Raw genomic sequence first — 24520 nt, forward strand, 5'->3', positions numbered from 1 at the left:
CCCGCGCGGTTGACGAAAGATCGGCGCCTGTCGACGGAACGTTCCGGCGTTCTGTCGACAGGCATTTGCCGATTCACAGATACCCTTGACACGTGACCGACGCCCAAGAGACCGCAGCAGACACAGCACTGCGAACCACCGGGGGCGCTCCCCCGGACGACGACGTCCCTGCGAATGGGCTGCCGATCCCCTTGCTGGAGCCCCGTGAGGGCATTCCGCCCGTCGTGACCACCGCCGAGGGGCTCGCCGAGGTGATCGCCGCGTTCGCCGCAGGCCACGGGCCTGTCGCCGTCGACGCCGAGCGCGCCTCGGGGTACCGCTACGGCCAGCGCGCCTACCTCGTCCAGCTCCGCCGCGCGGGCGCGGGCACCGCGCTCGTCGACCCGGTGGGCTGCCCCGATCTGTCCGGCCTCGGCGAGGCGCTCGCGGGGACGGAGTGGATCCTCCACGCGGCGACCCAGGACCTGCCGTGCCTGCGGGACATAGGCATGACGCCGAGCGCGCTGTTCGACACCGAGCTGGCCGGCCGCCTCGCGGGCTTCCCTCGGGTGGGACTGGGGGCCATGGTCGAGTCCGTACTCGGCTACGCCCTGGAGAAGGGGCACTCCGCGGTGGACTGGTCCACCCGCCCGCTGCCCGAGCCCTGGCTCCGGTACGCCGCGCTGGACGTCGAGCTGCTCGTCGACCTGCGTGACGCACTGGAGAAGGAGCTCGACCGGCAGGGCAAGCTGGAGTGGGCCCTGCAGGAGTTCGACGCGATCGCCTCGGCCCCGCCCGCGCCGCCCCGCAAGGACCCGTGGCGTCGGACGTCCGGCATGCACAAGGTGCGGCGCCGGCGCCAGATGGCGGTCGTACGCGAGCTGTGGACGGCCCGGGACCGGATCGCCCAGCGGCGGGACGTCTCGCCGGGCAAGGTGCTCAGCGACGCGGCCATCGTGGAGGCCTCGCTCGCGCTGCCGGCGAACGTGGCGGCGCTCACCCTGCTGCCGGGCTTCGGCCACCGCATGGGCCGGCGCCAGCTGGAGCAGTGGCAGGCGGCCGTGGACCGGGCGAAGGCCCTCCCGGACAGCGAGCTCCCGCAGCCCGGCCAGACGGTCGCGGGCCCGCCCCCGCCGCGCGCGTGGGCGGACAAGGACCCGGCGGCGGCCGCCCGGCTCTCGGCCGCCCGTACGTCGGTCTCCGCCCTCGCGGAGCAGCTGAACCTCCCCCAGGAGAACCTGATCACCCCGGACACGGTCCGCCGCGTCTGCTGGGAACCGCCCGCCGGATCGACGGCCGAGTCGGTGGCCGCCGCGCTCGCCGGCTACGGAGCGCGGCCCTGGCAGATCGAGCTGGTCACGCCGCTGCTCGTGACGGCGCTGGCGAGCGCCCAGGAGTGACGATGAGCCCCCGGCCGCGCGCGGCCGGGGGCTCCGCCGTCCTACGGGACCGGGCTGAGGTCGCCGTTGACGGCCATGTCGAAGACGCCCTGGGTCTTGCCGTCGACCTTGAGCTGCTTGAGCCAGTGCTTCGAGAGCGCGTGCACGTTCTTGTGCTGCACCTCCCACACCACCGAATGGCCCGCGCAGGCCAGCCTGACCATGAGCTTGTGGGGGCCCGCGACGGCGTCGTAGAGCGCGGGGACCGAGAAGTTGAGCTCCGGGTTCGTGCTGGGCGGGGACGTGTTCACCTGGGTGTCGGAGTCCCCGTACACGATCAGGATCGGCACGCTTCCGCCGAGGACACCGCCCTGCGCCGCCGTCGTCCGGTTCCAGCCCCACCGGACGAAGTTCCGGATCCGGTTGAGGCCCTCCGGCGGCCCCCACGTCCTGCCCACCGAGTCGTTCTCCATGATGGCGGCCCAGGCCTTCTCGACCATGCCGGGTTCACGCTGGTCCGGGCACTTCAGCTCCGTGTTCCACCCCGACTCGGTACCCCATCTCGTGCTCAGGAACGTGGGGAAGCCCGGTTGCGGCAGCACGGGCGGCGGGGTCGACGTGCCGTCGGGCGGGAAGATCGGCGCCAGCAGGAAGAGGCTCTCCACCTTGCCGGGGTTCTTCACCGCGTACGGCCCCATGGTGAACGCCGCCGCGGACCAGCCGACGAAGGCGACCTTGTCCACCTTGCGCTCCTTGCGGATCCACTCCACGACGGTGTGCAGCTCGTCCCGGTCGCTGTTCGAGTTGTTCAGCTGGAACGCGTAGGTCGCCGGGCCGGGAGTGAATCCCGGTGGTCGCGGCTTCAGGAGAGCCTGGTTGGCCGGGTTGACGTTCTTCGGGTCGTCCATCTTCGGGCGCGGCGACCGCCCGGAGCCCTGGAGGTCCATCATGAAGACGTCGTAGCCGACCTTCGCCAGCGCCTCGGCCCAGCTGTACGAGGCGTGCTGGAGGTCGAAGCCCGCGAGTACCGGAACGCTCCGGCCGTGCAGCATGAGCACGGCCTTGCGGTCCGGGCCGTGCTCCGGCGACGAGTCGCGCTTCTCCCGTACGAAGAGGTTGACCATCTCGTCCTTGTTCGCGGGGACGGTGGACTTGTGAGGAACCGCATGGTCCTTGGTGACGATGGGCATGGAGGTCCGTTCTGTGGTCGGGTCCGGGGCCTCGCGCCCCGGCGTGACCAGCGTCGGCCCGGACCGGCGTCCGACGTGGCCGACGTGACCGTGCCGGCCGGGCCGTCGACCCGATCGGGTAGCTGCGGCACTCCGATCGGACGGGCGTGCGCGGGGCGCACAGACGTACCCCTGCGCGCCGGGCCGAGTGTGACCTTCGCCGCTCCGGCCCCCGGGGCTGGGCAGCCCGGTTACCCGCAAGTAGCATGGGGGGAGCAAGCGCGCGCTTAGCCGCGTGCCGCAGCAGTGCCATCCCGCACCCTGGAGGAGAGCCATCGTGCCTCGTACCGTCAGGGACGTCGTCTTCGTCGACGGCGTCCGCACCCCGTTCGGCAAGGCGGGCCCGAAGGGCATCTACCACGAGACCCGCGCCGACGATCTCGTCGTGAAGGCCATCCGGGAGCTGCTGCGCCGCAACCCCGGCCTCGACCCCGCGAAGATCGACGAGGTCGCCATCGCCGCCACCACGCAGATCGGTGACCAGGGTCTGACCCTCGGCCGCACCGCCGGCATCCTCGCCGGGCTGCCGCAGTCCGTCCCGGGCTACTCCATCGACCGCATGTGCGCCGGTGCCCTCACCGCCGTCACCTCGGTCGCCGGCTCCATCGCCTTCGGCGCGTACGACGCCGTCATCGCCGGTGGCGTCGAGCACATGGGCCGTCACCCCATGGGCGAGGGCGTCGACCCGAACCCGCGCTTCGTCAGCGAGAAGCTGGTCGACGAGTCCGCCCTGTTCATGGGCATGACCGCCGAGAACCTGCACGACCGCTACCCGAGCATCACCAAGCAGCGCGCCGACGAGTACGCGGTGCGCTCGCAGGAGAAGGCCGCCAAGGCGTACGCCGACGGCAAGATCCAGCAGGACCTGGTGCCGATCTCGGTCCGCCGCACCAACGCCGAGGCCGGCGAGACCGGCTGGGGCCTGGTCACCGCCGACGAGCCGATGCGCCCGGGCACCACCCTGGAGTCGCTGGCCAACCTGAAGACGCCGTTCCGCGTCCACGGCAACGTCACCGCCGGTAACGCGGCCGGTCTCAACGACGGCGCCACCGCCTCGATCATCGCCTCCGAGGACTTCGCCCGCGAGAACGGCCTCCCGGTGAAGATGCGCCTCGTCTCGTACGCCTTCGCCGGCGTCGAGCCCGAGGTCATGGGCTACGGCCCGATCCCGGCCACCGAGAAGGCGCTCGCCCAGGCGGGTCTGTCCATCGAGGACATCGGCCTCTTCGAGGTCAACGAGGCCTTCGCCGTCCAGGTCCTGGCCTTCCTCGAGCACTACGGCATCGCCGACGACGACGCCCGGGTCAACCAGTACGGCGGTGCCATCGCCTACGGTCACCCGCTCGCCTCCTCCGGCGTCCGCCTCATGACGCAGCTGGCCCGCCAGTTCGAGGAGAACCCGCAGGTCCGTTACGGCCTCAACACGATGTGCGTCGGCTTCGGCATGGGCGCCACCGTCATCTGGGAGAACCCCCACTGGGAGGGCAAGTGAGCACCACCGCCGAGCTTCTGAAGGGTGCGGCCGAGCTGTTCCCGGACGAGGTCGTCACCAGCGCCCACGTACGGCACTTCGAACTGCCCGCGGGTGCGGGCCGGTTCGCGCTGATCACGCTGGACAACGGCTTCGACCACACCAAGCCGACCACCTTCGGTCCGCAGTCGCTGGCCAACCTCAACACCGCGATCGACCAGGTCGAGGCCGAGGCCACGGCCGGTGACATCGTCGGCGTCGGCATCACCGGCAAGCCGTTCATCTTCGCGGTGGGCGCCGACCTCAAGGGCGTCGAGCTGCTCAAGCAGCACTCGGACGCGCTGGCCATCGGCAAGGGCGGCCACGACGTCTTCAAGCGTCTGTCCGCGCTGGCCGTGCCGACCTTCGCGTACTACAACGGCGCGGCGATGGGCGGCGGTGTCGAGGTCGGTCTGCACTGCACCTACCGCACCGTCTCCAAGGCGCTGCCCGCCTTCTCGCTGCCCGAGGTCTTCCTCGGTCTGGTTCCCGGCTGGGGCGGCTGCACGATCCTGCCGAACCTGATCGGCGCGGAGAAGGCCGTCTCGGTCATCATCGAGAACTCGCTGAACCAGAACCGTCAGCTCAAGGGCAAGCAGGTCTTCGAGCTCGGCATCGCCGACGCGATCTTCGAGGGCGCTGACTTCCTGGAGCAGTCGCTGATCTGGACCGCCTCGGTCCTGAACGGCTCGGTCACGGTGGAGCGTCCGGAGATCGACCGCGGTGAGGGCTGGGACCAGGCCGTCGCCAAGGGCCGGTTCATCGCCGACTCCAAGGTGCACGGCGCGGCCCCGGCCGCCTACCGCGCCCTGGACATCATCGCCGCCTCCAAGGACGGCGACCTGCAGGCCGGTTTCGACGCCGAGGACCAGGCGCTGGCCGACCTGATCATGGGCGGCGAGCTCCGCTCCGGCATCTACGCCTTCAACCTGGTGCAGAAGCGCGCCAAGCGCCCGGCGGGTGCCCCGGACAAGTCGCTGGCCCGCCCGGTCACCAAGGTCGGTGTCGTCGGCGCCGGTCTGATGGCCTCCCAGCTCGCGCTGCTCTTCCTCCGCCGCCTGGAGGTGCCGGTCGTCCTGACCGACATCGACCAGGAGCGCGTCGACAAGGGTGTGGGCTACGTCCACGCCGAGATCGAGAAGCTGCTCGGCAAGGGCCGGATCAACCAGGACAAGGCCAACCGTCTCAAGGGCCTGGTCTCCGGTGTCCTGGACAAGGCCGAGGGCTTCGCGGACGCGGACTTCATCATCGAGGCCGTGTTCGAGGAGATGAGCGTCAAGCAGAAGGTGTTCGCGGAGGTCGAGGCGGTCGCTCCGGCGCACGCGATCCTCGCCACCAACACCTCCTCGCTGTCGGTCTCGGAGATGGCCTCCAAGCTCCAGCACCCGGAGCGCGTGGTCGGTTTCCACTTCTTCAACCCGGTCGCGATCCTCCCGCTCCTGGAGATCGTCCGCGGCGAGAAGACCGACGACGCCTCCCTCGCCACGGCGTTCGGTGTCGCGAAGAAGCTGAAGAAGACCGCGGTCCTCACCAAGGACGCCCCGGCGTTCGTCGTGAACCGCATCCTGACCCGCTTCATGGGCGAGATCCAGAACGTCATCGACGAGGGCACCTCGGTCGAGACCGCGGAGAAGGCCATCGAGCCGCTCGGTCTGCCGATGTCCCCGCTGGTCCTCCTGGAGCTCGTCGGCCCGGCCATCGGTCTGCACGTCTCCGAGACCCTGAACCGCGCCTTCCCGGAGCGCTTCACCGTCTCCCCGAACCTGGCGGCCGTGGTCAAGGCCGGCAAGCGCGGCTTCTACGTCTACGACTCCGGCAAGCCGGAGCTGGACCCCGAGGTCGCCGCACTCCTCCAGCAGGGCGATGTCGTCCTGACCGAGGAGCAGGTCCGCGACCGCGTCCTGGACGCGGTGGCGCAGGAGATCGGCCTGATGCTGGAGGAGGGTGTCGTCGCCGAGGCGCAGGACATCGACCTCTGCCTGATCACGGGCGCCGGCTGGCCCTTCCACCTGGGCGGCATCACGCCGTACCTGGACCGTGAGGGTGTCTCGCAGCGGGTGAACGGCAAGCCGTTCCTCGCGCAGGGCGTCGCAAGCATCCCGGCGTAACCCGCGGGCCGCGGGAGCGGCCGCGCGACACGGCCCCGGTACCAGTCCTCTGGTACCGGGGCCGTTCGCCGTCCCGGCGCGGTCGGGGAGGCGGTGCTCAGACCACCGAGTGCCAGGCGCCCAGCTGGAAGCCGTCGGTCGCCGTCTTCTGGCGCATGGTGAGCAGCACCGGTCCGTCGGTCACCGTCATGGCCACGAGACCTCCGTCCAGGGCCCGGGTGAGGGTGGTCGCGAGCGGGCCCTGCGGGGCGCCGGTCTCCGTCCACTTGGCGCCGGCCGTCTCCTGCTCGGCGGGGTACGCGGCGAGCGCGAGCCGCCCGTCGGCGGACTGCTGGGCGAGGACGGTGCAGTCGAAGCCGTCGATCCGGCAGGAGGCGGCCGCGAGCGGTCCCGCTCCCACGGCATCGACGAACGGCGTCGTCTCGGGCGAGCGTCCCGGGGACCAGACGCAGACGTGCCCGTCCTTGTCGAGGTAGAAGAGGGTGACGTGCCCCGAGGGCCCGGTCACCGCGGCCAGCGTGCCGAGGGTCACCGCGGCGGGCACCACGTCCTGCCGCACCGGCTTGCCGCCGGACTCCTCCTGGACGTACCGCAGCAGTCCCTTGGCGGTGGCGGTGTACAGCTCGACGAGGCCCTCGCCGTTGGTGACGGCGACGGGCGAGGGGTCGGTGCCGCTGCCCATCAGGTCCCACCAGGGGTGCCACCCGCCGCCCTGCTTCTGGGCCCGGACGCTGAGTCCGCCGCCGCCGTTGCGGGTGAAGACGTACGCGCGCCCCTCGGCGTCCACCGCGATGCTCGGGTTGCCGGTCTGCTTGAAGCTCTTGCCGTTGGAGTGCTGGATCGAGCGCCACTCCACGGCCGGGCGCCCCGTCTGGAACTGGGTGGTGTGCACCAGCTCCACGTGGTCCTCGGTGTCGGGGACGGGGCGCAGCCCCACAAGGTGGACATAGCGGTCGGCGCCCTGTCCGACCGCGAGCACCGGCAGGAGTCCGCCGCCGCCGAGGGAGACCGCGTCGCTCCACCGGCCGTCGGTGCCCTCCGTCCAGCGCACCACCTCGCCGTCCCTGAGCAGGTACGCGCTGAAGCGTCCCTCCGTGCCACGGGTGAGCCAGCCCCCGTTCAGTGTCGGGACGCTGAACGGCCCCTTCGGACGGCGGGTCGGGTCCTCGGATCGATATGCCATGGGGTCCAGCGCTCCGGTCGACAGGTCAGCATCGGAATGGGCAGGTCCGCTCGGACTGCTGTTCGTCGACTTTAGTGGGTGCCGGGAGTGCCTGACGCCGCCGCGGGCTACGCCGTCGTCGCGCCCGGCAGCTGTCCGGTGTGGAACCGACGGTTACGGGGCGAACCGGTCTCGAACTGGCTGGCGATCGGGAAGTAGCTGGGCAGGAAGGCGGCCAGCGTGGCGTCCTGCTCGTCCTCGGAGACGTCCCCGTCGTGGAAGTCGTTGAGGCAGAACACGTCGTTCGACCGGGTGGCGAGGAGCCGGTTGAGCTTCTTCACCTGCTCGCTCAGACCCACGTTGACGAAGCCGCAGGAGATCTTTCCGGGCACGCTCCGCGAGGTGTAGTAGCCGAAGTAGTGGTGCAGCGAGGAGGCCGCGGAGACGTCGCTCGGACTGCGCAGTTGGTTGTGCGCGGTCCGCGCCATCGCGTCGGGGAAGTACGCCTCCAGGTCGGCCATCACACTGCGGCGCAGGGGGTGCGGCGCGTGGATGAAGGAGTTGACCAGGGTGCGGCCGAACATGCCGGCGATCAGCTCCCGGTTGTTCTTCGCGGCGATCCGGCTGAACTCGTCGCCCTCCATGACCGGCCCCATCGGGATGGCGTTGGACGACGTGAAGTGCTTCGCCTGGCCGTTGCTCAGATAGAACAGGCCCGGCTGGAGGGGGCGGGCGGCGAACACGTCGTCGTTGAAGTAGAGGAAGTGCTCGGAGAGGCCCTCGATGTGGTGCAGCCGGCTCTCGATGGCGTGCGAGTTGTACGTCGGGAGGGCTCCCTGGCCGCCGAAGATCTCCGTGTGGTCGACCACCCGTACGCGCGGGTGGGAGGTGTCCAGCCAGGCCGGGACCTGCCGGTCGGTGACCAGGTAGATGTTCCGGATCCAGGGCGTGTACATGTCGATGGAGCGCAGCGAGTAGCGCAGCTCGTCGCGGTTGCGGAACCGCGCCGCGCTCGTCGCCGCGTCCTCGGTGACCAGGCCCATCGAGTCGAGGACGGCGTTCTTCCGCTCCAGCCAGGCCACGTCGGCGCCGTCGACCCAGGTGTACACGGCGTCGATGGGGAAGGGGATGTCGTGGTGGAGGGTGGCCGCGTACGGCTCGATGGTGGGCAGTTCGCGGTCGGCGACCCTCGTCCGTGCCTGGCGCATGGTTCCCTTGGGCACCCGGACCCCGATCAGGGTGCGGCGCGGGGAGACGTAGTAGCGGTCGTCCTCCGGGTCGTCGTCCCAGAAGGAGACGACGCAGCCGTACGTCGCACCGATGCGCAGCGTGCCGGTGGCGGCGACCGCGCTCCCGTAGACCCGCAGGCCGGTGCACTCGGTCCGCAGGTACGTGGTGCAGAGCGAGGCCAGCGTGGTCACGGTCTCGGCGTCGGCGTCGTTGAGCAGCGCCACGTAGACCGCGCTCGTCCGGTGGGTGTCGGCGAGGGCCTTGAAGACGGCCTCGCGGTGGTCGGAGTGGACCGCGACGGAGGCGCGCACCTTGGAGTCCCGGACCACGAAGTACGGGATGCGGGCGGCCTCCAGGGCGTCGGCCACGAGCCCCAGGTTGGCGTGGGCGACGTCGAAGGGCGTCTCGGAGTCGACGACCCGGCACACCTGGCCGCCGTCCCTGACCAGTCCGGCGTCCTGCTTGAGGAGGTGCTCCTCGGCGTCGCGGAGCTTGCGGGTCCGCGCGGTGCTCGGCGGGGCCGCCGCGGCCGCCCTGGCCACGCCTTCGGAGTCGCCGTACACGGCCTGGGCGGTCATCCGGGCGGCCCGGGCCTGCGCGCGGTCGGTGGCGCGGTCGGCCGCGAGGGCGGCCAGGAGCTCCTCCCAGCGGGCGGTGGACTCGGTGGACCGGAAGCGGTCGGCGTACCCGGCGGCGTTCGCCCCGAGGCCGTGGCGGAGCGAGGCGTCCTCCATCACGCTCATCAGGGTGTTCGCGAGGGACTCGGTGTCGTCCGGGGTGACCAGGAGACCGGTGTGGCCGTCCATCACCACGTCGCGGGGCGCGTTGGGGCAGTCGTAGGCGACGACCGGGACACCCGCGGTCTGCGCCTCCATCAGCGAGAGGCCCACGGCGTCCTCGCGGGCCGTGGCGAGGGCGACGCTCGCCTTGGCCCACTCCTCGGCCGGGTGCGTGGCCTCGCCGACGAGCTGGACGGTGTTGTGCAGGCCGAGCTGGTCCCGGCGCTTGCGCAGGGCACCGGAGAGCGGGCCGTCGCCGAGGATGCGCAGGGTCCAGGTCGGGTGGTACGGACCCACCAGCGCCCAGGCGTTGAGCGCCTGGGCGACCCCGGCCCGCTCCTCGAGCCGGGCGGCGAGGGTCACGATCCTGGTCTCCAGCGTGGAGCGGGGCCTGAACCCGCCGCCGAGGACCGGCGGGATGACCGCGAGCCGCGGCGCTCCGGCGCCGAAGCTCTCGGCGAACCACTCGTACGAGCGAGGGCTCGGGAAGGTGACGGCGTCGAACCTCGGGGTGTGGCGCAGCAGCGGCTCGCCCTCGGGCCCGCCGAGCTCCGAGACGCGCTGCTCCTGGTGGACCAGGAGGAGGGAGTCGGGGGCGTACCGCGCGGCGAGCGCCATGAGCGCGGGCGAGGTGGTCACAAGGACGTCCGTGTCGAGGGAGCGCAGGGCGAGTTCGGTCTCGATGTCGGAGAGCCGGTTGAAGGTGTCGTCCCACCGGCGCTCGACGATCTCGCTGGGCAGCGCGGCGAGCGCGGCGGCGGAGGCCGGGTCGGGGCCGCCGCGGCGGGTCGCCGTCTGCCGCGGGCCCGCCGCCTCGATCAGGAACCGGACCGCGACCCGCTCGTCGGGGGGCGTGAACCTCCGGCGGCGGGCCTTGAACACGCTGAGGACGCCCACCTCGTGGCGTACCGCGAGCTCGGACGCCTGGTGGAAGACGCCGCGTTCGGCGTCGCCCATCGTGTCGGCGGCGTTGAGGAGAAAGGTGACCTTCATGTACGTCCTTACGCGGCCGTGGACACACGGCTGCAGGTGAACCGCAGGTTGCCTGCCGGCGTGTACCGCGGTTCGATCATCATCAGCTGGTCACGCCGCGGAGCGACCACGATCTTGCGCATGGTGAAGACCCGCTGGGGGTCGCTGAGGTCGTGCAGCCGGCGCGCGAAGCGCAGCGGACGGCGGCTCCCGCCGCAGAGCACGACGTCCCAGTGCTCGCGACGGTCGGAGCGGGGGACCATGTCGGTGAGCGGCACCTCGACGCGCCAGACACCCGGCTCGACCTCGGCGAGGTCGCTGCGGACACGGCGTCCGGAGGCGACGAACTCGCTCCAGCCGCGCGCGTCGGCCATGCCGAGCAGGCGTATGTCGACGTCGATGCGGGCGTGCTCGATGTGGACGTCGACGACCTCCACGGAGGGCCGGGCCGGGGTGCAGCGGATGCGGGCGCTGCCGGTCGCCGTCCAACCGAGCCGGTACCGGTCGCCGGTGAGCGGCGAGGCCTCCATGGGGCGGGTGGTGCCCTCGTAGGAGTGCGGCGCCTCGAGGAGGAGCAGCGGGATGCGCCGCGAGCGGCGGCCCGATTCGACGCGCAGCCGGAGCCGCCACCGGCCGGGGGTGAGGCCGGCGCCGCCCACGCCGGCGCCGAGCAGCACCGCCGCGTCGACCAGCGTGCGGCCCTGCCCGTCCTCGTACACCCGTGCCTCGGTCACGTGCCGGCGGCGCCGGCCGCTCACGACGATCTCGGCGTGCTCCGCCCCGCGGACCGCTCGGGGCAGTTCGGCGTGGAGGTTGAGGGTCTGTCCGTCGAGCACGGCGGCGTAGCGCAGCCGGGCGGCCCTGCGGCCGCGCAGCGGCAGGAAGGCGTGCTGCATCCACCAGGCGCGCCACCGCACGACCAGCGCGATGACGGCGCGGCGCAGCCTGCCGAGACGTCGTCGTACGGCACCGATCACAGCGCACGCTCCAGTTCGGCGAGCCGGCCGGCGGGGGGCGTCCCGGCGTCGTCCGGCCGCTCGTAGGGGCTCGGGACGGGGAAGTAGCCGTCGAGGAAGCGCTGGACCATCCGTGCCTGTGCGTCCCGGTCCTCCGGGACGACGGTGTCGTTGATGCAGAAGGTGTCGAAGTCCCGTCGGGCGAGGAGCCTGTCGAGGCGTTGCTGGGCCATCCGGTCCCCGATGTCGATGTACTGGTAGCGCAGGTCGCCCACGGTGGCGCGCGCCGAGTGGTAGGCGTAGTAGTGGTGCAGGGACGAGGCGATGGGCACGTCCTGCGGGGAGCGGAAGCGCGAGTGCTGGGTGGTGTGGTGCGCCCGCTCGTAGGTCTGCTCGATCTCGGCGAGCACGCTCCGGCGCAGCGCGTGCGGGGTGTGCTTCATCTTCTGCGAGATGACGACGCCGAACTGCTGGGCGATCAGGCCCCGGCTGTTCTTGCCCGCCGCGTTGACCGGGAGGTCCTCGGGGCTGGGCCGGCCGGAGGGGATCAGCGCCTTCGACATGAAGAACTTGGTCAGCCCGTTGGGGTGGAAGAAGGACCCCAGGGAGACCGGCCGGCCGAAGAACACGTCGTCGTTGAGGTAGAGGAAGTGCTCCGACAGGTCGGCGATACGGTGCAACTGGCTCTCGATGGCGTGCGAGTTGAAGGTGGGCAGGGCCGTGGGGTCGGAGAAGATCTCGCGGTGGTCCACGACGCGCAGCCCGGGGTGCGCGTCGTGCAGCCAGCCCGGCACCTGCCCCGCCGTGACGAGGAAGATGTTCCGCACCCACGGGGCGTTCTGGTGGATCGAGCGCAGCGAGTAGCGCAGCTCGTCGCGGCTGGTGAAGCGCGCGTCGTTGGCGGCCTGCTCGTGCGGCTCCTCGTCGGAGTCGGCGACGAGCAGCCGGCGCGCGGCCTCCTTGCTCTCGCGCCAGACCGGGTCGGAGTCGTCGACCCAGGTGTAGACGACGTCGACCGGGAAGGGGTGGTCGCCGGGGAGCGGCGCCATGAACTCGGGGAGCGTCCGGGCGTGTCCCGTGTGGTACGGGGCGGGGACGGCGCTGAAGAGCTTCTGCTCGGCCCAGCTCGCCTCGTGGTCCGCCGGGACCTCGGTCACCACGCTGTTGGGACGGGGTGCGACGAGCCTGCCGTCCTCCTCGCGCCAGAACTCCAGGTCGCAACCGGACTCGGCGCCGAAGACGAGGTTGGCCGTCGGGTCGCAGACGTTCCACGCGAGCCGGACGACGGTGGCCGAACGCAGTCTGCGCCAGGTGGACGGCTCGATGCCGGAGCGCATGTGACGGCCTGTGGCGTCGCCGGCGTAGCCGGGGTTCTGGCCGAAGCCGAACCGGAGGATCTCCTCGACCTCGTCGCGCAGCCTGGCCGGGACCGCCACGCAGGGCAGGTCCTTCGCGGTGCCGCGGACGCAGAAGTAGGGGACGTCCGACTCCTCCAGGAGCCCGACGAGGAGATGCAGGTTGCGGGCGCGGGCCGCCCATTCGGTGATGCCGGGGACCTCGACGGCACGCATGTGCCGGCCGTTCACCTTGACGACGCGGAGGAGGGCGCGGGTGCTGTGCCGTGCCTTGTTCGGCCGGCCGCCGAGGGCCCGGACGACGACCGCCGAGCGGGTGGCGTCGAAGGTCGCCAGTGCTCCCATGACGCCCTGCCGCATCGGACGGGGAATCCGCCGGACGATCCGTCGTCGCGCCCGGACGGGCAGCAGCGAACGGTACGTCGAGACAAGGGCACTGGCCTCAGGGTTCTTGAGGCTCGCCACCGTGGTTCTGCACGCTCCCAACTCGCCGTCGTCGGTTGGCCGCGATCCACCGGAGCGGACCTCGACCCTGCTCGTTCAAGGACGCGCCCGCCGGTGGCCGGCGAGTCCGTGAAACCCCCCCATCGAGCAGCCGCAACCCAGCAAGCGGGACAACAGTTCGATGACTCGTACATCTTCACAATTTACTTACCCTTTGTCCATCCAGAACCAAGGGTTGACGTCGCCTGTTATTCACCTGAAATCAAGCCAGGATCTGGCTGAGTGCGCTATGTGGTAGGGCCCACAGCGGTGCCGGACGGCGTTCAGACGCGGACGGCGCGGCCCATCGCGAGGCCGCCCTCGGCCTTCTGGCGGGAGATGTGCAGCGCCCCGTCGGCTCCGACGACGGCCAGCACGATCCGTCCACGGGCGTCGAGGGCGAGCGCCGGATCGCCCGGGCTCGACTCACCGGTGGGCGACCACCAGAGCCCGGACTCCTCCTGCTCGGAGCCGCAGGCGGCCAGCATGATCTGCCCGTCCTCGGCCCGGTGCGCGAGGACCGTGCAGCCATAGCCGTCGATCGGCGCGCACAGCGCCGCGGGCCGCCCGGTGGAGGGCACTCCGCCGAGGGGGATCACCCAGCCGCCGAGGCGGTGGGCCATGAGCGAGCCGGTGGCCGCGTCGGCCCAGTAATACGTCATCCGGTCCGGCGAGGTCTCCAGCGCGGTGAGGCTGCCCTCGGCGGGCGCGATGGGCAGGTCCTGCGCGCGGCGCGGTTCGCCGCCCTCCTCCGACCGGCCCCAGTGCAGCACCCCGGCCCGCGCCGGCGCGAGGAGTTCGACCCGTCCGGCCGCGTCCACCGCCGGCGCGAGATCGCCCCGGACACCGGAGCCCTTGAGGTCCCGCCACGGCTTCCACCCGCCGGCGGCGCCGTCGGTGCGCGCCGACACTCCCCCGCCCGCGTTGCGGACGAAGAGCCAGAGCGCACCCGACTCTCCGACGACCGCGGCCGGTTCGCCGAGGCGCGCGGACCGCTCCGGGTCGCGGTACGGACTGCCGGCGGAGTGCAGGGGCCCGAGCGGGCGGCCGCTCTGGTACTGGACGGCGCGCACGAGGTCGACGACGGCGGCGCCGTCCTCCCGCTCCACCGTTCGGCGGCCCATGATGTGGACGTAGCCGTCGGCGCCCTGCGCCGCGGAGAGCCGGACCACCCCGGGAAACTCGAACACCTCGGGGCCGGTCCACTCGGGGCCGCCGGGCCGGACCTCGGTCCAGCGCAACAGCACCCCGGCACTCTGCGCGTACGCCGTCAGCCGGCCGTCCCTGCCGCGCACGAGCCACTGACCTGCTACGGCGCGCTCCGCCCGGGGTGCCTCCGGTGCTCCGAAGGTGGTGCGGGGGGAAGCCCCACCGGCACGCGCGGCTCTCCGTGACACCTGTGACTCCCCGTTTCCGACCCTATGACCGTCGCATCATATGTGGCGGCGGGGTGACCGTTCCTCGAACACCGCGCGAACACATGTGCACACAGCCGCTTATACTTCACGCTTCACAGGACGTCAGCGGATCCTGATGCCCCGGGGGGGTGCCGGGTCGCCGTAACCCGCAGCGGGTTCAGAATTCGAGGATGCACGCGCGATGAGTCAGGACATACGTACGCCGGATGCCGGAACCGACGAGGGGTCCCCCGCCGGCCGCTCCCGCAAGGCACCCCGGCGTAAGCGCAGGACCGGGCGGATCGTCCTGCTGGTGCTGCTCGTTCTCGTGCTCGCCGCGGGCGGCACCGCGTACTGGATGTACAGCAGCCTCGACGGCAACATCAAGGCCGTCGACGTCGACAAGGCGCTCGGCGACGACCGCCCGCAGAAGCTGCCGACCACCGGACAGAACCTGCTGGTCCTCGGCTCCGACTCGCGCGCCGGCGACAACGCGGACCTGGACGGCGGGAAGGTGAGCGGCGCCCGCTCGGACACCGCCCTGGTGGTCCACATCCCGGAGGGCCGCACCCAGGCGGTCGCGGTCAGCATCCCCCGCGACACCCTCGTCACCCGGCCCGAGTGCCAGAAGTCCGGAGGCGGCACCGCGCCCGCCGCGCAGCGCGTGATGTTCAACTCCGTGTTCGCGCAGTACGGGCCGGCGTGTGTGATGAAGACCGTCGAGAAGATGAGCGGCGTACGGCTCGACCACTACCTGGAGATCGACTTCGCCGGCTTCAAGGACCTGGTCGACGCCATCGGCGGCGTCACCGTCGACATCGACGAGCCCATCAAGGACGGCGCGGCGGGCCTCGATCTCGCCGCAGGCCCCCAGCGGCTCGACGGCACGCAGTCCCTGGCCTTCGTGCGGACCCGGTACGGCGTCGGCGACGGCAGCGACCTCGGCCGCATCGGCAACCAGCAGAAGTTCCTCACCGCGCTGCTCACCGAGGTCCGCAAGCAGGATCTGCTGAGCAGCCCCACCAAGACCTACGAGGTCGCCGACTCGGCGACCAAGGCGCTGACCACCGACTCCGGGCTCGCCTCGCTCACCGCGCTCAGCGAGTTCGCCCGGTCCCTGAACGGCGTCGACCCGAGCAGCATGGAGACCATCATGCTGCCGGTCGCGTACGACAAGAAGGACCCGAACCGGGTGGTCGCGTACGAGCCCAACGCCTCCCGGCTCTGGAAGGCGATCCGCGAGGACACCCGGATCCCGGATTCGGCGAAGAAGTCCCCCGCCACCGGCGGCTGACGGAACGGCACGCATGACGCACGGAAGGGGTGCGGACCGGTCTCGCGCCGGTTCGCACCCCTTCCGCCGTCATGGCACGCGGTGGAGCGGGTCAGTACTCCGCGGCCTGCCCCGCCTTGCCCAGGCGGCTGTGGGAGCGGCCGTACAGGAAGTACACGACGATGCCGATGACCATCCAGACCGCGAAGCGGAACCAGGTCTCGCCCGGCAGGTTGAGCATGAGCCAGACCGAGGCGGCGATGGAGAGGATGGGCAGGAACGGCACCCACGGCGTACGGAAGGCGCGGTGCAGGTCGGGGCGCGTGCGGCGGAGCACCATCACACCGACGGCGACGACGACGAAGGCGAAGAGCGTGCCGATGTTCACCAGGGTCGCCAGCTCGTTGATGCTGGTGAAGCCGGCCACGATCGCGATGACGACGCCGAGCAGGATCGTCGGGCGGTACGGGGTCCGGAACCGCGGGTGCGTGACGGAGAAGAAGCGCGGCAGCAGTCCGTCGCGGCTCATCGCGAAGAACACCCGGGTCTGGCCGAGCAGGAGGATCAGGCAGACGGTCGTGAGACCGACGGCGGCGCCGAAGCTGATCACACCGGCGTAGAACGGGTGTCCGACGGCCTTGAAGGCGTCGGCGAGGGGAGCGCTGACGGAGAGTTCCGTGTAGTGCTGCATGCCGGTCACGACCAGGGCCACGGCGACGTAGAGCACGGTGCAGATGAGCAGCGAGCCCAGGATGCCGCGCGGCATGTCGCGCTGCGGAAGCTTGGTCTCCTCGGCGGCGGTGGCGACCACGTCGAAGCCGATGAAGGCGAAGAAGACGACGGAGGCGGCGGTGAAGATGCCCATGACGCCGAAGTTGGTGGCTTCGTATCCGAAGATCGTCTGGACCAGCGGGGCGTCCCAGGCGGAGGCGCCGCCCTCAGGGGTGACCGCGGGGGGAATGAACGGGTCGTAGTTGTCACCGACGATGAAGAAGAGACCCGCGATGATCACGATCATGACGACCGTGACCTTGATGGCCACGACGAGCGCGGTGATGCGGGCGGAGAGCTTCATGCCGAGGACGAGGACCACCGTCAGCACCAGGACCAGCAGGAAGGCCAGGATGTCGAAGGTGCCGCCCGCTGCGTCGGGCCCTTCCAGCGCGGCCGGTAGATGCCAGTCCACGTTGTCCATCAGGGACCGTACGTAGCCGGACCAGCCCACCGCGACGACGGCCGTGCCGAGCGCGAACTCCAGGACGAGGTCCCAGCCGATGATCCAGGCCGGGAGTTCGCCGATCGAGGCGTACGCGAAGGTGTACGCCGATCCGGCGACGGGGACCGTCGAGGCGAACTCGGCGTAGCACAGGGCCGCGAGCGCGCAGACGATGCCCGCGGCGACGAAGGCCAGGGCTGTGGCGGGGCCGGCGTTCTCCTTGGCCACCTTGCCGGTGAGCACGAAGATGCCGGTGCCGATGATGACGCCCACGCCGAAGACCATCAGGTCCCAGGCGGAGAGCGATTTCTTGAGCGCGTGCTCGGGCTCTTCGGTGTCCCGGATCGACTGCTCGACCGTTTTCGTCCGGAAGATCCCGGAACTCGCTCGTGGTGGTTGCTGGTCCGTACTCACCGTCGTACCTCCGTACCGTCGGTCCCGATACCCATGATCGAGACCCCGAAGGGGTAGCGCCTGTCGAAGCAACAGGTTTCACACGAATGGGCCGGTCGGCAACCCCGCAGGGTGGTCCGACCGGCCCAATGTCGACGGTGTCACGGCGTCAGTCGCGGGCGGGCTCCACGGCTCGGCCGCTCTCCTCGAACCTGCCGTCCAGACGCGAGACGAGGCCGGTGACCTGACGGGCGATGTCCGGGGCCGTCAGACCGATCTCGGCCATCACCTCGGCGCGGGAGGCGTGGTCGAGGAAGCGCGGCGGGATGCCGAAGTCGCGCAGCGGTACGTCCACGCCCGCGTCGCGCAGGGCCTGCGAGACGGCCGAGCCGACACCGCCCACCCGGCTGTTGTCCTCGACGGTGACGACGACCCGGTGCTGCTCGGCGAGCGGGGCGAGCGCCTCGTCGACCGGCTTGACCCAGCGGGGGTCGACGACGGTCGTGGAGATGCCCTGCTTGTCGAGCAGGCCGGCGATCTCCAGGCACATCGGCGCGAGCGCCCCCACGGAGACCAGGAGGACGTCGGGCGTGTTCGTGCCCGGCTCACGGAGCACGTCCATGCCGCCGACACGGCGCAGGGCCGGTACGGCGGGGCCGACGGCGCCCTTGGAGAAGCGGACGACGGTCGGCGCGTCGGTGACGTCGACGGCCTCGCGCAGCTGGGCGCGGACCTGGTCGGCGTCGCGCGGCGCGGCGAGCCGCAGACCGGGGACGACCTGGAGGATCGACATGTCCCACATGCCGTTGTGGGAGGCGCCATCGGTGCCGGTGATGCCGGCCCGGTCCAGGACGAACGTGACACCGCACTTGTGCAGGGCCACATCCATGAGGACCTGGTCGAAGGCGCGGTTGAGGAAGGTCGCGTAGACCGCGAAGACGGGGTGGAGGCCGCCGGTGGCGAGGCCGGCCGCGGAGACCGCGCCGTGCTGCTCGGCGATGCCGACGTCGTACACCCGCTCGGGGAAGGCCTTGGCGAACTTGTCGAGGCCGACGGGCTGGAGCATGGCCGCGGTGATCGCGACGATGTCCTCGCGCTCCTTGCCGAGCTCGACCATCTCCTGGGCGAAGACGCCGGTCCAGTCGGCGCCGGAGGAGGCGATCGGCAGACCGGTGTCGGGGTGGATCTTGCCGACGGCGTGGAAGCGGTCGGCCTCGTCCTGGAGCGCGGGCTGGTAGCCGCGGCCCTTCTCGGTGAGGCAGTGGACGATGACCGGGCCGCCGAAGCGCTTGGCGCGCGTCAGGGCGGACTCCAGCGCCTCGATGTCGTGGCCGTCGATGGGGCCGACGTACTTCAGGCCGAGGTCCTCGAACATGCCCTGCGGGGCGATGAAGTCCTTCAGGCCCTTCTTGGCGCCGTGCAGCGTCTCGTAGAGCGGCTTCCCGACGACGGGGGTGCGCTCCAGGATGTCCTTGCCGCGGGCGAGGAAGCGCTCGTAGCCGTCGGTCGTACGGAGCGTGGCCAGGTGGTTCGCGAGGCCGCCGATCGTGGGCGCGTACGAGCGCTCGTTGTCGTTCACGACGATGACGAGCGGGCGGTCCTTGGCGGCGGCGATGTTGTTCAGCGCCTCCCAGGCCATGCCGCCGGTGAGGGCTCCGTCACCGATGACGGCGACGACATGGTCGTCCTTCTTCAGGACCTCGTTGGCCTTGGCCAGGCCGTCGGCCCAGCCGAGGACCGTGGAGGCGTGCGAGTTCTCGATCACGTCGTGCTCGGACTCGGCCTGCGAGGGGTAGCCGGACAGGCCGCCCTTCATCTTCAGCTTCGAGAAGTCCTGACGGCCGGTGAGCAGCTTGTGGACGTAGCTCTGGTGGCCGGTGTCGAAGAGGACCTTGTCCTTCGGGGAGTCGAAGACTCGGTGCAGGGCGATGGTCAGCTCGACCACGCCGAGGTTCGGGCCGAGGTGGCCGCCGGTCTTGGAGACGGCGTCCACGAGAAACGTCCGGATCTCCTCGGCCAGCTGGTCCAGCTGTTCCGGGGAGAGCCGGTCCAGATCGCGCGGTCCCCTGATACGGGTCAGCAATGCCACCCGTGCCTCCTTGCCATTGAGCTGGTCGAGCTTGCCGATTTGTCGAGTCTAATGTTCCGCCCCCGGCCTTGGTCATCGGGCGGCGGGTTGTGCGTCACGCTGATGGCCGACACACCGCTGAGCCTACGGGCGGTGCACAGGGCCAGACGCAGCAGTGTCCGGCACCGGTTCTCCGGCGCCGGACACTGTGGGCTTGGTAACGCCGAAACGTTACGCGCGGCCCGCGGTCTTCTGCGTACGACGCGAGACCGAGTCGATCACGACGGCGGCGAGGAGTACCGCGCCGGTGATCATGTACTGGATCTCGTTGGCCATGCCGATCATGTTCAGGCCCTGCTGGATCGACTGGATCACGATCATTCCAAGGAGTGCCGACCAGACCTTGCCGCGGCCTCCGAAGAGGCTGGTGCCGCCGATCACGGCCGCCGCGATGACGAGCATCAGGGTGTTGCCGCTGCCGAGGCTCTTGGTGGCGCCGCCCGAGAGGCTGGCCACGAAGAGGCCGCCGAAGGCGGCGAGCATGCCGGAGACACCGAAGACGATGATCCGGATCCGGTCGACGTTGATGCCGGCCCGGCGGGCGGCCTCGGCGCTGCCGCCGACCGCGAAGACCTTGCGGCCGAACCGGGTGCGGCGGGCGACGAAGTCGGCGATCACGAGGACGGCCAGGAAGAGGACCAGGGCGAGCGGCAGGCCGCGGGCGCCCTCGGGCTCGTTCAGGACGTAGGCGACGACGAAGCAGAGGACGGCGACGACGGCCGTGCGCAGCACGATCTCGCTGACCGGGCGGGACGGCAGGGCGGCGGTCTTGCGGCGCTTGCGGTCGAGGAGCAGGGAGCCTGCGTAGGCGAGGACCGCGACGAGGGCCAGGCCGTACGCGGCGGCCTTGTCCTCGAAGTAGTACGCGGTGAGGTTCTCCACGATCGAGCCGGAGGGGGCGTTGATCGAGCCCTCCTTGCCCATCAGCCAGATCTGCAGACCGCTCCAGCCGAGGAAGCCGGCGAGGGTGACCACGAAGGCCGGGACGCCGATCTTGGCGAAGAAGAAGCCGTGCAGCAGGCCGATGGCGAGGCCGGAGAGGACCGCGACGGCGACGGCCAGCAGGTCGTTCATGCCGTTGGTGACGTTGAGCACCGCCCACACGGCGGCGCCGACGCCGGCGACCGAGCCCATCGACAGGTCGATCTCGCCCAGGATGAGGACGAAGACGATGCCGACGGCCATGATGCCGAGGCCGGAGGCGTACACCGCGATGTTGGCGACCGAGCTCGCGGAGAGGAAGTTCTCGTTCTGGACCTGGAAGACGATCGCGATGACGATCAGGCCGAGGACCACGGGCAGGGAGCCGAGCTCGCCGCCCCGGATCTTGCGGTTGAACTCGGTCCAGTAGCCCTTGAGCCCCTGCTCGCGGACCAGCAGACGCGGGTCGACGGCGGGGATCGGGGCGGCGGTGGCCGCCGGGGCCTCGGGGGAACGGGGCTGGGGGGTCTTGGCGAGGTCGCTCACTTCGCGTCCTCCTTCGTGGCCTGGCGCGCCTGGCGACGGGTCACGGCGTTGTCCGTGGCGCCCGTGATGGCCGCGATGATCGTCTCGTGGCTGGTCTCGGCGACGGGGAAGTCACCGTTGTTGCGGCCCAGGCGCAGGACCGCGACGCGGTCCGCGACGGCGCGGACGTCGGCCATGTTGTGGCTGATGAGGATGACTCCGTGGCCGCGCTCGCGCAGCCGCTCCACGAGGTCGAGCACCTGTGCGGTCTGCTCGACGCCGAGGGCGGCAGTGGGCTCGTCCAGGATGACGATCTTCGGGTCGCCGATCAGGGCGCGGGCGATGGCCACGACCTGGCGCTGACCGCCGGAGAGCGCCGCGACCGGGATGCGCACGCTCGGGATCCGGATGGACAGGGTGTCGAGGAGCTCCTTGGCGCGCTTCTCCATGGCGATCTCGTCGAGGACGGATCCGGAGCTCAGCTCGTTGCCGAGGAAGAGGTTGGCGACGACGTCGAGGTTGTCGCAGAGCGCCAGGTCCTGGTAGACGGTGGCGACCCCGAGGTTCTGGGCGTCATGCGGCTTGGTGATCTGGACGGGGCGGCCGTCCCACTCGATGACGCCCTCGTCGATCGGGTGGACACCCGAGATCGTCTTGACGAGGGTCGACTTGCCGGCGCCGTTGTCGCCGACCAGGGCGACGACCTCACCGGCGTGGATCTCCAGTTCTACGTCGGTGAGCACCTGGACGGCGCCGAACCGCTTGGAGATTCCGCGCAACGCCAGCACGGGCGTAGCGGACACGTGAATCATCTCCTTCGCCGCCTGACCGGCGGGGATGGTGGTGCGAGAGAGCACAGAGGGGGGCTGTGAGGGGCTGTCAGAGGAGTCCGGCGCCCCCGCCCCCGCTTGCGGGGCGTTGAACGGGGCGGGGGGCGCCGGACCGGACCGGGGGGCCGTTCGGAGGAGGTGGTGGCTCCGAAGGCCGTTCCGGCAGCGGGGTGTTACTTGATGCCCGCCGCGTCGCAGGCCGCCTTGTACTCGCCGGCGCAGATGGCCGCGGCCTCGTAGACGCCGTCGGCGACGATCGTGGAGCCGATGTTCTCCTTGGTCACGACCTGCGCGTCGTACAGCTTCGCCGGGATGTCCTTGAACTCACCGGTGAGGCTGGTGACCTTGGTGGGAACCAGGTCGTCGATCTTCTCGCCCTTGAGCAGGCGGACGGCGATCTCGGCGGTGGTCTCGGCCTCGGGCTTGATCTGCTTGTAGATCGTGAAGGCCTGGTCGCCCTTCAGGATGCGCTGCAGACCGGCGAGCTCGGCGTCCTGGCCGCCGACCGGGACCTTGATGCCCTGCTTGGAGAGGGCGGTGATGATGCCGCCGGCCATGCCGTCGTTGGCCGAGTAGACGCCCTGGAAGCCGTCCTTGCCCAGCGAGTCGATGGCGGCACCCATCTTCTTGTTGGCCTCGTCGGGGGACCAGTCCGGGATGTCCTGCTCGTAGACGACCTTCTTGACGGCCGAGTCGAGGACGCTGTGGGCGCCCTTCTTGAAGAGCGGGGCGTTCGGGTCGGTCGGCGAGCCGTTGATCATGACAACGTTGGCGTCCTTGGCCTTGTCGCCGAGCGCCTTGACCAGGCCCTCGCCCTGCAGGCGGCCGATCTTCTCGTTGTCGTAGCTGACGTACGCGGAGATCGGGCCCTCGGCCAGACGGTCGTACGCGACGACCGCGACGCCCTGCTCCTTGGCCTGCTGGACCCAGGACTTGGTGGCCTTGTAGTCGACCGAGTCCAGGATGATGACCTTCACGCCCTGCGTGACCAGCGCGTCGAACTGCTTCTTCTGCGTCTCGGTGTCCTGCGCGGCGTTGTTGTACTTGACCTCGCAGTCCGAGCAGAGGGCCTTGATCTTCGCCTCGATGATCGGGCGGTCGAAGGTCTCGTAACGCGTGGTCTTGTTCTCCGGCAGCAGCAGACCGATGGTCTTGCCGTCGCCGCCCTTCCCACCGGTGCTGCCGTCCGAGCCCGAGCCGCTGTCGCCCGCCTTGCCACAGGCGGCGAGGGAGAGGGCCATGGAAACCGCGGCCGTGCCTATGACGACGCGTCGCGTCACTGCGTTCATGTGGGTGTGCCTCCCTGACGAGGCCGCGACTTTGCGGCCGAGGTGGCTGGAAGTCAACTCGGCCGCCGGGTCGCCGTCAAGGAGTAAATCCTTAACGAGATGACAACGGTGCCATCCGTTATCTAAGTGAAGGCAGGCGCGGAGACCTGCGCGGCACCCGGCGGGGCACTCTCAAGCAGGGTCGAATCGCCCATCTCGCTCAGGGCGAGGGCCAGCGCGCCGAGCACTTCGGCGCGCCCGCCGAGCGCCCCGGGGGCAAGCGAGAGCTGACGGGCGGCGCTCGGGATGGCGTACCGCGAGACGGAGTCGCGGATGGGGGCGAGCACGAGCTCGCCGGCCTCGGCCAGGTCGCCGCCGAGGACCACCCGGCTGGGGTTGAGCAGGTTGCAGAGGTTGGCGACACCGCTGCCGATGTGGCGGCCGACGTCGGCGATGACCCGGCGGCAGCCGGGATCGCCCTCGCGGGCGAGCTGGACGACCCGCTCCATGGTCAGATCGGGGCCGTGGCCGGGCTGGAGCAGCGGCAGGACGTACCGGGCCGCCGTGAAGGTCTCCAGGCAGCCGCGGTTGCCGCAGCGGCAGACGGGACCGGACTCGTCGAGCGTGATGTGGCCGATCTCGCCGGCGGTGCCGCCGGGCCCCCGGTAGACCCGTCCGTCTATGACCAGACCGGCGCCGACGCCGCTGGCGACCTTGATGTAGGCGAGGTCCTTCACCCCCCGGCCGCTGCCCCAGACGAGCTCGCCGAGCGCGCCGAGGTTGGCGTCGTTGTCGACGTACACGGGGACGCCGAGACGGCCCGAGAGCTCGTCGGCCGGGTTGATGCCGCTCCAGCCCGGGAGGATCGAGGTGGAGCCGAGCGTCCCCGAGGAGACGTCGATCGGTCCCGGGACGCCGAGCCCGACGCCGACGACCTTGTCGCGGCTGATTCCGGTGGCCTCGATCAGCCGCATGACCAGGCGTTCCGCCCGGTCGAAGCCCTCGGCGGAGGAGGCGTCGACGTCCAGCGGCTCGGACTCCTCGGCGAGCACCTGATGGGCGAGGTTGCCCACGGCGACCCGGAGGTGGGTGTGGCCGAAGTCGACGCCGATGACGATGCCGGCGTCGCCGGAGAGCGAGACGCTGCGGGCCCTGCGGCCGCCCGCGGAGGTGGGCGTGACCTCGACGGTCCCGCCGTCCTTCAGCTCCCGCACGATGTTGGAGACCGTGGCGGCGGACAGCCCGGTGGACCGGGCGATCTCCGCCTGGGTGAGCGAGCCCGCCATGCGTACCGCACGGACGACCCGTTCGAGATTGGCCTTGTGCAGAGATGTCTGCGACCCCGGAGTCTCCATCGACTCATCCACTCCCGCCTGCGCCGGACGGTGCGATCACCGCCCCCGGGCCGGGGTCGCGCCTGTGAGACC

The 24520-nt window shown here is 70.8% G+C and carries 16 protein-coding genes; 4 read left to right on the forward strand and 12 right to left on the reverse strand.

All coding sequences use genetic code 11. The features are described from left to right. Positions 1-92 precede the first annotated feature (92 nt). The gene (locus tag ACFVGW_RS24710) at positions 93-1379 is read left to right on the forward strand and encodes a ribonuclease D (protein WP_385853504.1); all 1287 of its coding nucleotides are present in this window, start codon (positions 93-95) and stop codon (positions 1377-1379) included. A gap of 41 nt (positions 1380-1420) precedes the next feature. Here ACFVGW_RS24710 and ACFVGW_RS24715 read toward each other — a convergent pair whose 3' ends face one another. Beyond that, positions 1421-2548 (reverse strand): alpha/beta fold hydrolase, encoded by a 1128-nt coding sequence (locus tag ACFVGW_RS24715; RefSeq protein ID WP_385853505.1) that lies wholly within the window; start codon positions 2546-2548, stop codon positions 1421-1423. A 316-nt stretch (positions 2549-2864) separates the two neighbouring features. Here ACFVGW_RS24715 and ACFVGW_RS24720 point away from each other — a divergent pair, with 316 nt between their 5' ends. Beyond that, positions 2865-4079: a thiolase family protein gene (locus ACFVGW_RS24720; RefSeq protein WP_383227617.1), complete on the forward strand. Its 1215-nt coding sequence runs from the start codon at positions 2865-2867 to the stop codon at positions 4077-4079. Then, positions 4076-6205 carry a 3-hydroxyacyl-CoA dehydrogenase NAD-binding domain-containing protein gene (locus ACFVGW_RS24725; RefSeq protein ID WP_385853506.1) on the forward strand — a complete coding sequence of 710 codons (2130 nt, stop codon included), beginning with the start codon at positions 4076-4078 and terminating at the stop codon, positions 6203-6205. Before ACFVGW_RS24720 ends, ACFVGW_RS24725 begins: the two co-directional genes overlap by 4 nt. 97 nt (positions 6206-6302) lie before the next feature. On the opposite strand, the gene ACFVGW_RS24730 is transcribed toward ACFVGW_RS24725, so the two are convergent. The 5 genes from ACFVGW_RS24730 to ACFVGW_RS24750 all read right to left on the reverse strand — a co-directional run bounded on the left by ACFVGW_RS24730 (position 6303) and on the right by ACFVGW_RS24750 (position 14437). Next, positions 6303-7388 carry a hypothetical protein gene (locus tag ACFVGW_RS24730; RefSeq protein WP_385853507.1) on the reverse strand — a complete coding sequence of 362 codons (1086 nt, stop codon included), beginning with the start codon at positions 7386-7388 and terminating at the stop codon, positions 6303-6305. A 107-nt stretch (positions 7389-7495) separates the two neighbouring features. Then, entirely contained in the window at positions 7496-10369 is a 2874-nt protein-coding gene (locus ACFVGW_RS24735; protein WP_385853508.1) for a stealth conserved region 3 domain-containing protein, read from the reverse strand. 8 nt (positions 10370-10377) lie between these two features. Beyond that, complete coding sequence (locus ACFVGW_RS24740) at positions 10378-11325, reverse strand: hypothetical protein (protein WP_385853509.1); 948 nt, start codon at positions 11323-11325, stop codon at positions 10378-10380. Then, positions 11322-13004, reverse strand: coding sequence for a stealth family protein (locus ACFVGW_RS24745; RefSeq protein ID WP_385853510.1), 1683 nt, complete (start codon positions 13002-13004; stop codon positions 11322-11324). Before ACFVGW_RS24745 ends, ACFVGW_RS24740 begins: the two co-directional genes overlap by 4 nt. Positions 13005-13426: 422 nt before the next feature. Further along, complete coding sequence (locus ACFVGW_RS24750) at positions 13427-14437, reverse strand: hypothetical protein (RefSeq protein WP_383288756.1); 1011 nt, start codon at positions 14435-14437, stop codon at positions 13427-13429. 304 nt (positions 14438-14741) lie between these two features. On the opposite strand from ACFVGW_RS24750, the gene ACFVGW_RS24755 reads away from it, so the two are divergent. Beyond that, positions 14742-15833: an LCP family protein gene (locus tag ACFVGW_RS24755; protein WP_385853511.1), complete on the forward strand. Its 1092-nt coding sequence runs from the start codon at positions 14742-14744 to the stop codon at positions 15831-15833. Positions 15834-15924: 91 nt separating this feature from the next. Here ACFVGW_RS24755 and ACFVGW_RS24760 read toward each other — a convergent pair whose 3' ends face one another. The 6 genes from ACFVGW_RS24760 to ACFVGW_RS24785 form a co-directional block, all read right to left on the reverse strand. Next, a complete protein-coding gene (locus ACFVGW_RS24760; RefSeq protein WP_385853512.1) occupies positions 15925-17442 on the reverse strand; it encodes an amino acid permease in 1518 nt (505 codons plus the stop codon). Between the two features lie 148 nt (positions 17443-17590). Then, positions 17591-19510, reverse strand: coding sequence for a 1-deoxy-D-xylulose-5-phosphate synthase (gene dxs, locus ACFVGW_RS24765; RefSeq protein WP_383227637.1), 1920 nt, complete (start codon positions 19508-19510; stop codon positions 17591-17593). Between the two features lie 210 nt (positions 19511-19720). Next, positions 19721-21016: a sugar ABC transporter permease gene (locus ACFVGW_RS24770; protein ID WP_383227639.1), complete on the reverse strand. Its 1296-nt coding sequence runs from the start codon at positions 21014-21016 to the stop codon at positions 19721-19723. Next, the gene (locus tag ACFVGW_RS24775) at positions 21013-21807 is read right to left on the reverse strand and encodes an ATP-binding cassette domain-containing protein (protein WP_352186949.1); all 795 of its coding nucleotides are present in this window, start codon (positions 21805-21807) and stop codon (positions 21013-21015) included. Before ACFVGW_RS24775 ends, ACFVGW_RS24770 begins: the two co-directional genes overlap by 4 nt. Positions 21808-21998: 191 nt before the next feature. After that, on the reverse strand, positions 21999-23114 hold the full coding sequence (locus tag ACFVGW_RS24780) for a substrate-binding domain-containing protein (RefSeq protein WP_352186950.1): 1116 nt from the start codon (positions 23112-23114) through the stop codon (positions 21999-22001). A 122-nt stretch (positions 23115-23236) separates the two neighbouring features. After that, the gene (locus tag ACFVGW_RS24785; RefSeq protein WP_352186951.1) at positions 23237-24448 is read right to left on the reverse strand and encodes an ROK family transcriptional regulator; all 1212 of its coding nucleotides are present in this window, start codon (positions 24446-24448) and stop codon (positions 23237-23239) included. Between the last annotated feature and the right edge of the window lie 72 nt (positions 24449-24520).

Source organism: Streptomyces sp. NPDC127129 (assembly GCF_042671585.1).
Taxonomy (GTDB): domain Bacteria; phylum Actinomycetota; class Actinomycetes; order Streptomycetales; family Streptomycetaceae; genus Streptomyces.

Bases quoted from the DNA above. Each gene is read 5' to 3' on its own strand.
- ACFVGW_RS24730 (WP_385853507.1), bottom strand. From the start codon at position 7,388: ATGGCATATCGATCCGAGGACCCGACCCGCCGTCCGAAGGGGCCGTTC.
- ACFVGW_RS24755 (WP_385853511.1), top strand. From the start codon at position 14,742: ATGAGTCAGGACATACGTACGCCGGATGCCGGAACCGACGAGGGGTCC.
- ACFVGW_RS24715 (WP_385853505.1), bottom strand. From the start codon at position 2,548: ATGCCCATCGTCACCAAGGACCATGCGGTTCCTCACAAGTCCACCGTC.
- ACFVGW_RS24735 (WP_385853508.1), bottom strand. From the start codon at position 10,369: ATGAAGGTCACCTTTCTCCTCAACGCCGCCGACACGATGGGCGACGCC.
- ACFVGW_RS24780 (WP_352186950.1), bottom strand. From the start codon at position 23,114: ATGAACGCAGTGACGCGACGCGTCGTCATAGGCACGGCCGCGGTTTCC.
- ACFVGW_RS24745 (WP_385853510.1), bottom strand. From the start codon at position 13,004: ATGGGAGCACTGGCGACCTTCGACGCCACCCGCTCGGCGGTCGTCGTC.
- ACFVGW_RS24785 (WP_352186951.1), bottom strand. From the start codon at position 24,448: ATGGAGACTCCGGGGTCGCAGACATCTCTGCACAAGGCCAATCTCGAA.
- ACFVGW_RS24775 (WP_352186949.1), bottom strand. From the start codon at position 21,807: ATGATTCACGTGTCCGCTACGCCCGTGCTGGCGTTGCGCGGAATCTCC.